A 12958-nucleotide genomic window follows, 5' to 3' on the forward strand; every position below is an offset into this window, starting at 1 on the left:
CCCTTCTTAACGCCTCCGGTAGAGGAGGGGGCCCTTATTAACACCCGACGTCCGTGAAGCGAACCGGTTCGGCCAGTACGGCTGCCGCCGCATCCAGGTCGGCGAGGCGTGCCGCCAAGGTCGCGACGGCGAGCCGCTCGGGTAGGGCTGCGCCGAATTTGAGGCCGGCGACAGCCCGCCTGTCGATGTCGGGAAGACACAACCGCTGACCGGCGTCGGTCACCAGGGCTCGCCACTGGGCCCTTGTCACATCCCGGCGGAGGCGGATGGCACAGTCGTCGAAACGCTGCGAGGGGTCGACCACCTCACTGAGCGTGGCGGCCAGCGTAGCGTTGCCCCGTAGACCCGCCCAGGTCCACCAGTGCAGATCTCCGCGAGAACGCACCACACAGGTGCCGCCTGGGTGTACTTGGGACGAACGCTCCTCACGGATCGCCGCGAGCCGGTTCGACGCCCGCGTGGTCAATCGCACCGGCGGGTCCTTCCCGAGCAGTACCTGCCGCATGGCTTGAGTCACCGGAAAGCTCGACCCGAGCCAACCCTGCGACGTCCACCGGGCCCGGCCGCCGCCGTCCGCGGGTTCCACGAAGCAGCGCCGCCGTCGCCAGTCGACGTAGTTGACCCGCCAGCTCCGGCCGCCCAGCAGCAGTCGGCGGTCTCCCCGCACCTCCTCGGTGAGCAGGCTCGGGTCGATTCGCCCCAGCTCCTGCCGCCCGTGCAGGACGGTGAACTCCGGCGGACCGGTGAATACAGCGGTCAGCTCCATGAAGTGCCGCCGGCCGAACCGCTGTTCTGCCTGCAGGCCGATGAACAGCAGCCCGCCGTCGCTGTCGAGGTAGCCCTGGTCCGTCAGATGGCGCATGACCGGCTCGGCGCTCCGGTCGAACGGGGGCAAGCCGTTCCACGCCTGCGCCCAGAGCCGGTCTCCGACGCGGCCTTCCTGCAGACAGAGCGCGAGCATCTGCTGGGCGACGATATGGCGAGGTTCAGGCGGGGGGAGGACGGGCTCCACCCAGCCTTCGCCCCACAGCGACAGCAGAGCGGCGGCCCTGGTCAGCTCCATCGCGCTGCGGCAGAGGAAGAGGCAGTTGCGCGAACTGCCCGGTCTGCGCCCACTGCGACCGAGCCGCTGCAGGAATGACGCGACGGTCGTCGGAGAGTCGATCTGGATCACCCGATCCAGGTCACCCACGTCGATACCGAGTTCCAGCGTGCTGGTGGACACGATGACACAATCCCGGGCCTCGGCGAATGCGTGCTCTGCCCGGCGTCGCTCGTCGAGTGAGAGCGAGGCGTGGGACAGGAAGGTGGTGACGCCGCGCTCGCGGAGCAGCTGTGCCAGTTCCTCGACCGTCTGCCGGGACTCGCAGAAGACCAGCCGCTTCTCCCCCCGGTGCAGGGCGGCGATGACAACGGCCGCGTTGGCCAGCGATCCCACGTAGTCGAGTTCGACCTCACCTGGTGGAGGCCCACCAACGGGACGAACGTCGGTGACCTGGCCGGGGGCGACGACGGTGCCCGGACGGCTGCCCGCTCCCGACCCCTGCAGCCAGGTGAGAAGCTGTTCCGGGTTGCCCACGGTGGCGGAGAGTCCGACCCGCTGCAGAGGCCGGCCGGTCACCCGCACCAGTCTTTCGAGCAGTGCCAGCAGGTGCCAGCCACGGTCGTCGCCGGCGAAGGCATGCACCTCGTCCACCACCACCGCACGCACCCCGGTCAGGAAGAGCCTGTGGTCCACGTTAGCGCTGACCAGCATGGACTCGATCGATTCGGGTGTGGTCAGCAGAATGTCAGGGTGTTGCCACAATGCTCGGCGACGAGCCGTCGCGCTCACATCACCGTGCCAGAGTGCAACGGTGCGCCCCAGCCAACCGGCGTACCGTTCCAGTCGCGGATGCAGGTTGTTGAGCAGCGCTTTCAGTGGGCACAGGTAGAGCAGCGAGGTGCCGCTCCAACGCTCGCCCGCCATGCGGGTGAGCAGCGGGAAGATCGCAGCTTCGGTCTTGCCTCCGGCCGTCGCGGCGAGCAGCAGCGCGTCGTCGCCGCGCGCCACCGGCGCGAGGGCGGCACGCTGCAGCGGACGTAGGTCCGGCCAGCCGAGGCTGTTGACCACGTGATGCAACAGCACCGGGTCCAGCGGGACGCCCTCGCTCACATCGACAGCTCGACGTCGTCGGCCGCGACCACGTTCCGCTCGACGTCGGTCAACTCATCGGGCCGCAGGGTCAGTCCGTAGTGCTGGCGCGGGTCCCAGTCGGGGAACTGGTCGACGCGGTCGAAGACGTCCGCGACGAGCTTCTTGAGATAGACCCGGGGTGCCACCCCGACCTGGCCACCCAGCCGTCCGGCTACCGCGCGGGCAAGTTCGCCGAGGTAATCATCGTCGACGCGCGCGGAAACCCGATCACCACCGTAGATGTCCCGCACTCGCACGCCGAGGTGAACCAGGGAGTCCTCGGTGAAGCCGGGGAGCCGGAGCTGCGTGGCGCGGGGATTGTCCCAACGGTGTTCCGGGCCGAAGTCGGTGGCGAGTCGTTGAGCAAGCGGGGCGAGCCGCTGGACGCCCTGCGGGCCGTCAAAAAACGCCGGTGTGCCAGTGATCATCAGGAAGAGCCCGGGGAATCGGCCAGCGTAGATGTCGTCGACGAGTTGCCGCAAGGCGTTGAGTGCCTTGTCCCGTGCATCCGCGCGAACCCGCTGCAGCGTCTCGACCTCATCGAGTACCAGAAGCAGACCAGGGTGGCCGCTGTCGCGCAGCACGGCCAGCAGGCCGCGTAGGAAGTTGAGCGCACCGAAGTGGTCAAGATCGCCCTTCACCCCAGCGACTCGCCGGGTGGCCGCAGCGACGTGCGGCTGGCCGCCCAACCAGGCGGCGAGACCACCCGCAGTGACATCGTCGCCGTCCGCGAGCGCGGTGCGGTAGCCGCGCAGTGCCGCCGCGAACGCGGGGGTGCTCCGCGAGATGTCCGCCAAGCGGCTTTCGAGCAGCGCACCTACCGCGCGGTCGAGCGCTTCGGCGTCCGCCTCGGTAGCCGTGCCGGCCGCCAAGACATCTTCCTCCAAGGCGAAGATCCAGTTGTCGAGTACGGGCCGCAGCGCGCTCGGTGTGAACTGTTCGGTGGACAACTGCTCGACGAGTCGCCGGTAGACCGTCTCCATCCGGTGCAGCGGCGTCTCGAGTTCGGAGATCTGCACTTCGGCCACCGCGAAGCCGCGCCGTTTCGCCCGTTCGCCGAGCCACCGGGTGAAGAAGGTCTTCCCGGCCCCGTACTCACCGCGGACCGCCTTGAACACGCTGCCCGCACCGGCCACCCGGTCCAGGTCCTCGTCGAGGGCTGCCGTGAACCGGTCCAGACCGACCGCGAGCGCGTCCAGGCCATTGGCCGGCACTACGCCCCGGCGCAGCGCGTCGATGATGTCCCGTCGGCGGCGGGCGCTGACCTCGACCGTCATGAGGGCCCCAGCACAAACTGCTCGATCATCAGGGGGATATCCAGTTTCGCGGTCCGTCCGTCCGGGTCAAGGCTGAGCACCGGATAGCCCTCGACCTGCAACAGCCGCCGGAGCGCGGTGAAGGTGGCGGAGATGCGGTGCACCGGCACCTCCGCCCGGGTGGCAAGCGTCTCCAGCGTCGCTCGGCCGTTGCCGGCGAGCAGCGCGGTGACCATCGCAGCCACCCGCTCGTCGGGGACGGGTGCCCGACTTCCCCGCCGGTCGGCGTAGACCGGGCTGGCGAGCAGCGCCTCGACGAGCGCGGACGATGGGTCGATCGGGGCCGGCGGACCGGCGGGCGGGGGCAGGACCGCCGCCACCGGCGCCTGGGGCGGCACATCGAACAGGCTCTCGTCCTGAACCGCCGCACGGGGACGGCGGGTCGGACGGGCCGCCGCCGTGCGAGGGACGGGCAGTGCGGGCTGCTCCTCGGGTGCGGTCTGCCGAACCGGTTCCCGCCACCAGTCCGGGCTGGCGACCGGCGCTCCCGACCATCCGGGGACGGCCTCATCGTCACCGGAGGCGAAGAGCAGCAGTGGGATGACCGCCTCGGCCGGGCTCGCGCCCCCGTGGTAGCCGGCCTTGCGGGGGCCGTACCGCAGTTCCTCCCTCCAGGGCAGAATCAGGTCGCCCCCACCGAGCGCCACCCGGCTGCCGCGGAAGCGCAGCTCACCGTCGGCCGGCTCGCCAGTGGCGGGACGCCATCGGTTCTCACTGCTCTCCGACCGGCACAGCAGGGCCTCGGAGCCGCGGTCGACGACGTGCCCGTGGTCGGAAACCAGCACCACTACCCGGTCCTGGGCGACAGCAATCAGGTCACGCAGTCCTCTGACCGTGTCAGCGCTCCACTCGACGGTACCCGGGTCGCTGCGGTCGAGCGCATCGTCGATGGTGTTGATGACGGCGGCGACCAGTGGCACCGCCGGATTCTCGATCGCCGCGGCGACCTCACGGTCGACGGCGACACCGGCCGACGTACGCAAATCGGCCTTGTGCAGCAGCACCCCGTCCGGGAACCGGGCCGCGAAGCCCTTCACCTCGTCGTTGCGGTCACCGACCCTGATCATGCCGCTGAACAGGCTGCACCGGTTGACGGCGGTGACCGTCGGCAGCGCGGCGAGGACGCCGGTGCGCTGCCCGCCGTGCGGGGTGAGTTCGGTCCAGGCGCCGCTACGCCCCAGTGACTCGGCGATCTCGATACCCGCCGCCGCTCCCATACCGTCGAGAAGCAGCAGCAGAACGCGCCGGCCGTGGTCCAGGATCGGCTGGACCACTCGGTCCAGCAGGTCCTCCACGCGCAACAGGGCACCGGGGTCACGCTCCGCGCCGGTGGTGTCCTGCAACAGCTCGGCAAACTCACGGTCGTGACGGGACCTGCGGGCGTGTACTGCCTGGTGCAGGATCCGGTACGCCTCGGCAACCTGCTGATCCACGTCACCGTCGAACACGTCAAGCCGTGCCCGGTCGACCCAGCCGTCCTCGCGGATCTGCCGGTGCACGGCGTCGAGCATGGTGGCGGGCGACGCCTGATCGGGTGTGGCCAACCAGCGCAGGAGCCGAACCGCCATCCGGGCGGTCTCCACCCGTGCCCGGTCCGCCGACCGGTGGGCTTCCACCTCGGCCAGCCGATCCTGCGCCCGTTCGATCAGGTCAGCGGCGGGCGCGGCACCTCCGGCAACCGGCAGTGCCAGCCGTACCGCGGCGCCGAAGGCGCGCATCCGCTGGGTGAAGCCGGCCGGCAACAGGGCGGAAGCGGCGAGCCGGCCGGCCACTCCGATCTCCCCGGCGACCTCCTCGGCCCGGCGCAGCAGCCGGTGCGCGTCGTGCCGGACCGCCTCGTCGTCGAGAGCCCGGTAGATCCACGCCTCGGCGGCATCGGTGAACGCCCATGCCTGCGTTTCGGTGAGCCGGGTACCGGCGAAACGCGGCTCCAGCCGGGTCCGGGCCACCGCGAGTTCGACATCCGACGCCTGCGCGGAGTCACGCGGCCAGAGCACGCCGGTCAGCAGGCCCAGCGGGATGGCATCGACCCCTTGCCCGGCGCGCACGGCCGCCAGCACCGGTACGGCGACCGGACCGGCAACGTCGACCATGAACGTGCCGAGCCCGTCGATCCATTCGGCCGGCAGTTCGCTGAGGCGCATCTGCGCCGCAGCGTCGGTGCTCCAGTGCAGCAGTCCCGCGGCGTCCAGCCCGTCGGGTTCGAGTCCGAGTACCGTCCCGGCGAGGTGCCTCAACGCGTGGTCGCGGGTCAGGATGGTTCCCGTCGGCGGCGGCCAGCCCTCGGCCGGCGCCAGTTCGGTGAGCGCGTCGGCAACCCAGCGACCGATGCGCACCAGCGTCGAGTCCGGTCGCACCTGGCCACCGAACGCCTGGCTGACCAGGTCCCAGGGATCCACGCTGCGTCCGGTCTGAAGGCTGACGTGCGCCAGCAGCCCGTCACCCAGCTCGCTGTCGGTGAGGTCGGTGAGCAGGACGAGCTTCTCCTGCGCCGACCGGTCCGCCAGGGCAGCACGCGCCGCCAGAGGCGTCGGGCAGGGCACCACCCGCACGGTTCTGCCACCCACGGTCAGCACGGGCTCATCGGTCCAGTACGGCCGGGCCAGCAGCACGATGGCGTCGGCGTCGTCCCGCTCGGCGAGCCACGCCTCCACCTTTCGCCGCACCGCAGCCGGACGGACGGCGGCCCTTGGCACGCTCATACCTGCTGCTCCGGAAGGACGACCCGCCAGACGATCGAAACCGGACGTCCGGCGGAAACCACCGCTCGAATCCCAAGGACAACTTCCTCCAGCGCATCCAGGTCGTGGACTGTCGTCTCCCCGGGGACCGCCGGTGTCGGCTCGACGGGCGTGTTGCTGCCGTTCCCTCGCTGTCGGGGGATCAACGGCTGGACGACGTCCGGCCCTGAATCGACGACCGGGTCATGGTTCCCTCGTGCGACGCCCTTCCCCGGAGGGGGCGGGGGCGGCGGGGTCACCGGTCGCTGTGCCGCGAGCATCTCGACCGACGCTTCGACAGCTCGTCGCACCGCCTCGGCCAGATCCGTACCGTGCTGCTCGTCACGCCCCGCGGCGTGCAACTGGTCCATGATGCTTCGGGCGCGCGGGTCGTCCTGCGCCGCTGACAGCCGGCTGATCGCGTCGATCACCGACCACTGCGCGTCGGTCAGCGCGTCGGTGAGTTCCTGCGCCCGCTTGAACACCTGGCTCGCGGCGTGGCCGTCCACACCGCCGAGGCGCCGCTCGCCCTCGGCAACCACGGCGACGAGCACCACGTCGTCGGGTTCCTGGGCGACCTCGGTGAGTAGCTGCGCGACCCGCCGTGCGGTGGCCAGGCGACCGCACTCGGCGAGCGGGTCGAGTCCGAGACGCGTCGCGTTCGACTCCAGCTTCTCCACGAGCTGACCGGCGGGCCGTGCATACCGGGTGGCGACCTGACGCATGGTGCCGGCCAGAGTGCCGAGGTTGGCAGGGTTGCGAAACCGAGGCAGCACCTCGCCGAAGAAGGGCTGGCCGAAACTCACCGCCGCCTTCCAGGTCTCGTCGTCCGGCATCGGCGGGTGGCGCAGCTCGAAACGGTCCTCCACGCCGTTGACCGCCGCTACGCTGATCTTGCCCCCGGTGTCGTACCAGCTGAGCTGCTGCTCGAACGCGAAGACCGCAATGATCAGATTCTGCAGCTCGCGATCGAAGCCGCGGGCCTTGGGCAGGTCGAGCAGCTTGCGCAGCGCGTGTACCGGCCAGCGGTCCCGGTAGTCCTGCCGGGCCGCCTCCTGCAGCAGGTGCCGGCTCCAGAAGCAGGTGCTGATGTCGAGAACGTAACGGTGGTCGACCACCTCACCGAGCTGCAGCGGGTTGCAGATTCGGCGCAGCGTCTTCTGGTCGGCCGGGGAGTCGATGGAGACGCCGTGGGTGGGGTCCGCCGCCGCCCTCTTGGCGTACTCGAACACCTTCGCCAGGTCGGCACGAGCCAAAGGCTTCTCGTCGACGGGCAGCGCCGGGCTGCCCGGGTACGACCAGTCCAGCAGCTCGCCGGTGAGGTTGCGGAACGCGTCGGCGAGCGTGCCGCCTCTCGGGTCGCCGATGCGCAGCCCATCGGCCAGGGTGTGCAGCACGCCGACGCTGTCCGGGTGCACGTCGGAGGGTTGCGGACTCGCGGCCCCGTACGCCTGCTTGAGCGCGGTGATCAGGCCGTCGCGGAGCTGGGTCTGGCGCTGCAGCAGGTAGACCCGGCCCTGCTGCCGGTCGGCCTGGGGCCAGTCGGCGGCAAGTGTGTTGAGCCGCTCCCCCGCGCCGCCCACGCCGAGCAGGTAGTTGATTTTCGCGAGCTGGGCGACCCGGCTCATCATGTCGTCGGTCAGGTACAGCGGCAGCCAGAACACGGTGTTGGAACCCCGGGGCAGCTCGTCGATCCGAGCTCGGTCCGCGTTCCGGGGAAAGTCCTGCGGATCGAACGGATAGTCGATGACGATCCGCCAGGACTCGCCAGGAGCGATCAGGGCGGCGACCGGCATGGTGAGCGGGTCGCGGACGTTGCCGAACTTGACCTGTACGACGTGCCGCCGCCCCCGCCACTCGCGGGGGTGCTGCAACTCGCCGTGGCTCCCCTCGGTGCCGGTCAGGCCCATCTCCGCACTGATCAGCTCGCGGAGCAACTGCTGCCGTACGCCCGCCGAGGTCTCGTTGTGCGGCACCAGGTCCAGCAGCTTGTCGAAGTCGACGGTGTGCAGCTTGAGCGACACGACCGGGTCGTGGTCGTCGGTGAGGTGCAGCTCGCCGGCGTCCTGCGAGATCTTTCGCAGCCGGGTGAGCACCATGGTGTTCTCGTAACCGGGGATCGGCGAGGCGATTGATCCGAAGTTGAGCGCGTGCAGCTTGGCCGCGGTCAGGTTGTGCAGCGCCGGCACCTCGGGCACCAACGCGCCGAGCAGGACGGTCTTGACCAGCTTGTCGTCGAGCTGGAACTGGGTGTGTGTCGCTGCCCGTTCTTCGTCGATGCCGTTGAGGGTGAGCAGTAGCGGCCGCAGCTTACGCAGATAGAGGTTGCGGGCGGCGTCGAACTGCTGACGTAGCTTCGGCCGATCGGGCAGTTCGCCGTGCAGCACCAGCGGGTCGAAGAGCGCGGCGACCCCGATCAGGTCGTTGACCTTCAGCGTGTCCCGCCGCTCGACCAGCAGCTCGGTCATCACCTTCAGCGCGGTGCGCTCACGCTGCAACGCCTGCGACAGCGCGACCAGGGTGGCGACCAGAGCCGGCGAGAACGGGTAGAGCTGGCGGAAGGCGGTGGCGTCGGACCCGATGCCGGCGTCGCCGTACTGTGCGCCGAGCAGCAGGATGTCCCACACCTCGCGGTTGTGCCGGACGGCGGCGAACGCATTGTCGATGACCGCCCGCGCCGCCTCGTCGTTGGGGTGCAGCAGGCGCTTCTCGGTGATCTCCGGCAGGTTCGTGTCGGCGAGGACGATCTCCCCGAGCCGGCCCTGGACGCTGCGCATCACGTGTGCCAGTGCTTCCCGCTCGGTGCCGCCGACCTGCGGGCCGAGGAACTCCTCCAGGTTGCGCTGCCGGGCAACGAAGGAGATCAGCGGCAGCGGCCGGGCCGCGTCTGCGGACTCGACCAGCTTGTTGAGCTTGGCTCCCTCGGTGTTGACGAACGTGTAGTCGGCGATGCGGCCGGACAGCCAGAGGATCAACTCGTCGAGGAAGAGCACGATCCCGTCGTACCCGAGGGACTTGGCATGCCGGGTGATGACCGCGAGGCCGCTGTCCAGGTCGAGATATTCGGCGCTGTGCACCGCTCCGCTGAAGAACGTCTGGGTGAGCGCACTCACGAGCGCGTCGCGGTCCTTCGTGCCGGGTGGCTGAGCGGCTGCCTCCGCGTACCGCTGCGGGGTCCAGCCCTCGGCCTGAGCCCGCATCGCGGCCAGGCCGAGACCGCCCGCGCCCGGCACGGCGGCGCCACCGCGCAGCGCGGCGAAGAACTTGTCGTCGCCCAGCGTCCGCCGCAGGCCCGCTGCGTTGTCCAACAACGCATCCGACCGGTGTACGGCAGGTACCGGTGCGTCCGGGTGCGCGGCGGTGATCTGGCGCAGGTAGCCCTCGAGAATCGCCTGCTCGACCGAGCGCGCGTCGAGCATGTGCAGCGTCAGCGTGAGGAACTTCCGGCCGGGGAGCCAGGAATCGGCCGCGACCACCGGACCCTCCAGCCCTTTGATCTTCCGGGCGTCGGGGTTGTGCGCCAGGATCTCCCGCAGCACGGCCATGAAGTGCGACTTGCCGGAACCGAACGAGCCGTGCAGGAACATGGCCTGGGAGCGACCGGTCGTGACCGCGTGGCCGATCCGCTGCAACGCGGTAGCGAAGTTGTCGCGAAGCTGGTCGGTGACGACGTACCGGTGAAGGTCGGCGCCCTCAGCCGCCTTCACCACGAAGTCGCCTTCGCCGACGGACGTCGGAATGTCGATCAGGTCGCGCAGCAGCGTCACAGGTGCTCCTCCAAGCCTCCCCACGGTGCCCGACACGCTACCCATCGACCTGATTGCTTGGCAGCGCCCCGATTGGACGCTGTCCATGCTGGATGGGGGAATTCGTCGTGATCCGTCGAACCCGCCCTCCACCGATCGTGGGAGGAACCGCAGATCAGCATGCGTCGTACCGGACCATCAGTAGATGAAAGTAAGTCGGATTCCGGACAGTCGCCTGCGCCTGGGACGTCACTTTGGGAGGCCACAGAATCGGCGATGATGCCGGAGATGAGCTTGGTCTATGTGATGCTGCGGGTGCCGACGTAGCTCACTGATCCGCGAGTCGTCACTCGTCCGTCGCACCGTGAACTTCTCATCAATGTAGAGGGCAAAGAAGTCGAACTGGGTGTGGTGGTTGGGGCAGAGGCAGAGCAGGTTGCTCAGGTCGTCCGTACCGTCGTGCGGCTTGCCCAACCCACGGATGTGCGCCGCCTCGCTGTAGTAGCCGTCCCGGGTCTCCAGCCGGACTCCGCAAATCTGGCACCGATGGCCATGGAGCTGCTTCACGGCTTTCGCATGCCGGCTGCTGCGGACGATGCGGTCGATCGTGACGAGCTGTCTCTCCGCCGGATTACCCGAGCCGGTGGGCGCGAAGAGGTTCGGTTCGAGCGTGCCGGCTGCGGAGTCGTAGCCCGCGAGCCCTACCTGAGCCAGCACCGCGGCGCGGTCGACGTTGGAGGTCAGCGTCCGGGACAGCATCGCCACGGCGCGCCCCCGCATGTCGACGTCGGCCAGCAGCCCGGCGACGTCTGCCGACAAGTCAGATGTGGCGGCGTCCGGAGCGCTCGATGCCCGACCACCGTGGAAGCCGGAGCGGTCGATCTCCCATTCCTGTGCCTGCTTGTGTTCCCACAGCCCGCTGTCGATCAAGGGCAGCAGCGATTGCTTGTCCGCGCCGCCGTGACGTGCGAGGAACGCTTCCAGGGACGTGAGGGTGTCCGCGTGGCTGCTCGGCTCCGCAGCGGCAGCCGTCCGCCCGATCGCCCACAGCATCGCCAGCGGTATGCCGGGCGCCGAGCCGTCGCTGCTCTCGTCGAGCACCTGCCGCAGCACACGGAAGAACTGCTTACGGCCCATCCGCTTTCGCGCGGTCCGACCGTGCGACGAGCCGATGCCGGGCACATTCGGGAGGAAGGGCAGGATCGAGTCGTATCCGTCAGCGTCGACAAGCGTGAGACTCCGCAGCGGAAAAGGGAGTCCGAGTTGACGCAGTACGGGCTCGGCCGGCAAGGCATGAGCGAGCTGTTCGATCGCCCCCAGCGCCATGATGTGTTCCCAGGTCTGGCCCTCGTCGTCGGTCTGCCACACCCGCTTCGCGACGGCCTGACTTCGAAAGAGGTGCAGGATGCGGGCGCGGGCGTAGAAGACCTTGTCGGCGTAGAACAGCACGTGGTCGCCGGCATTGCGCTCACGGAGCGCACGCGCCTTGGGGTTGTTGACCTGCTGGGTCGGCGTCGACCCCCATAGGCGAGCGACGCCGTCCGGATAGAGCCGCTGCAGTGCCGGCAGTTCGGGCCCCAGTTCCGCCGCAATCTCGGCGAGCCGTACGCCTCGAATGATGGAGTGTTGGTAGTGCTCCGGGCCGCGCACCCTTGCGCCGCCCCGCAGTTGCAACACCAGTTGCGGTCGGTATCCGGCATCACGTCGTTCACGGTCCCGCACGGCTACTCTCCATCGCCCGGGTTGTCGACGATCGAGCGCGGCACCACGAAACCGTCCGCCTTTCCGCTGCGCACATAGCGCGCCCGCAGCGCCGGCTCGAGGCCCTCGGGCAGACCGCCGGTGGCGACCAGGTCTCGCGTGGCCCCGATGACGGGCCGGGTGAAACCGACCAGCAGACGTCCCTCGGGGTACTCACCGAGTTCGTAGACCCGTTTTCTCGGCAGAAAGCCCCTCGGATCCTGGGCTGCCTCCCGAAGCACGGCCGCCCGCAGCGGGTAGCCGGACTCCTCGAGCCGGGACATCAGGATCTCGAACTGAGCCCGGGTCCAGGGTCGTGGCCCATCCTGCTCCGGCCCCTCGGCAAGCCGTTCGGTGGTATCGAGCGTACTCTCACTGACATCGACGTCGAACGCGGCGGACGCCGCCGCCAGGAAGTCCTCGGGCACGGCCATGAAGAAGCCCACGCCTGCCCGTTCGGACATCTCGTTGATCAACTCCACGCGCGGCCCGATCGGCTCTCTGGCCGCGTCGAGCCGCCACCAGTCCTCCTTGCGGTCCCGGGTGACGAAGAGCAGGTCCTTCCTCTGCACCGCCGCGTGCTGGATGAGCTGTTCCCAGAGGAGGAAGTCACCGGTCCCCTCCTCCTGCTGCTCCGGCTTGTCCGCGTCCATGTATCCGGGCGGCATCCGGCGCGCGAAGCGCTGTCGCCCGACGGCGATCAACTCGACCAGGCGCTCGGAAGGGAACGGCCGGCCGACGCGGTGCTCGAAGAGTTCGCGGAGTTTGCCGAGGACAGGGTCTTCGGCGACGTCACGAAGCGCCGCCCGCAGGTTGAGTCCGCTCCCGCCACGCTTCACCCAGCCGATCACCTCGGCGAATGCCTTGTCGAGCAGTACCCGCTGCTCGTCCGCTTCGGCGCCGGGCGTTGTGCGGGCAGCCCACGAGTCGACCTCGGCGAGAGCCTTCTTCCTGGCTTCCTGCAGTCCGGCGAATGAGTTGGTGGCGATCACCCGCCGGATCACGTCGTCCCGGTTGCGCCAGAACTCCTTCTGCACCTGCGCGGGCATGAACAGCGCGGGTGCCACCGCCTCCAGCGCCGAGAGGACCTGCATACGGGCGTTCTTGGAGTAGCGGTAGAGGTCCAGCAGCAGATTGGTGTCCAGCGCGACGATGCCTGTTCGGAGCACCTGATCGAGGCCCGCTCGCTCCACATTGCGGTAGCCCTCGAAGCCGTCGTACAGACCGCCCAGACTTGCCTGGTCACTCATGTTCCCGCTC

General features: G+C 69.3%; 6 protein-coding genes. All 6 read right to left on the minus strand.

Translation table 11 applies throughout. From position 1 onward, the window contains the following. Window positions 1–37: 37 nt before the first annotated feature. The 6 genes from DQE82_RS01850 to DQE82_RS01875 all read right to left on the minus strand — a co-directional run bounded on the left by DQE82_RS01850 (window position 38) and on the right by DQE82_RS01875 (window position 12948). The gene (locus tag DQE82_RS01850) at window positions 38–2155 is read right to left on the minus strand and encodes a DEAD/DEAH box helicase (protein WP_113971841.1); all 2118 of its coding nucleotides are present in this window, start codon (window positions 2153–2155) and stop codon (window positions 38–40) included. Continuing rightward, window positions 2152–3453 carry a BREX system ATP-binding protein BrxD gene (gene brxD / locus DQE82_RS01855; protein ID WP_043326004.1) on the minus strand — a complete coding sequence of 434 codons (1302 nt, stop codon included), beginning with the start codon at window positions 3451–3453 and terminating at the stop codon, window positions 2152–2154. The genes DQE82_RS01850 and brxD overlap by 4 nt, the downstream gene beginning before the upstream one ends. After that, a complete protein-coding gene (gene pglZ / locus DQE82_RS01860; RefSeq protein ID WP_113971842.1) occupies window positions 3450–6194 on the minus strand; it encodes a BREX-2 system phosphatase PglZ in 2745 nt (914 codons plus the stop codon). The genes brxD and pglZ overlap by 4 nt, the downstream gene beginning before the upstream one ends. After that, window positions 6191–9979 carry a phage resistance protein gene (locus DQE82_RS01865; RefSeq protein WP_043326008.1) on the minus strand — a complete coding sequence of 1263 codons (3789 nt, stop codon included), beginning with the start codon at window positions 9977–9979 and terminating at the stop codon, window positions 6191–6193. Before DQE82_RS01865 ends, pglZ begins: the two co-directional genes overlap by 4 nt. 228 nt (window positions 9980–10207) lie before the next feature. Beyond that, entirely contained in the window at window positions 10208–11680 is a 1473-nt protein-coding gene (locus DQE82_RS30750; protein ID WP_199495908.1) for an HNH endonuclease, read from the minus strand. A gap of 2 nt (window positions 11681–11682) precedes the next feature. Continuing rightward, window positions 11683–12948: a PIN-like domain-containing protein gene (locus tag DQE82_RS01875; protein ID WP_147265113.1), complete on the minus strand. Its 1266-nt coding sequence runs from the start codon at window positions 12946–12948 to the stop codon at window positions 11683–11685. Between the last annotated feature and the right edge of the window lie 10 nt (window positions 12949–12958).

Source organism: Micromonospora sp. LHW51205 (genome assembly GCF_003315815.1).
GTDB classification, from domain to species: domain Bacteria; phylum Actinomycetota; class Actinomycetes; order Mycobacteriales; family Micromonosporaceae; genus Micromonospora; species Micromonospora chalcea.

Bases quoted from the DNA above. Each gene is read 5' to 3' on its own strand.
- pglZ (WP_113971842.1), bottom strand. From the start codon at position 6,194: ATGAGCGTGCCAAGGGCCGCCGTCCGTCCGGCTGCGGTGCGGCGAAAG.
- DQE82_RS01875 (WP_147265113.1), bottom strand. From the start codon at position 12,948: ATGAGTGACCAGGCAAGTCTGGGCGGTCTGTACGACGGCTTCGAGGGC.
- brxD (WP_043326004.1), bottom strand. From the start codon at position 3,453: ATGACGGTCGAGGTCAGCGCCCGCCGCCGACGGGACATCATCGACGCG.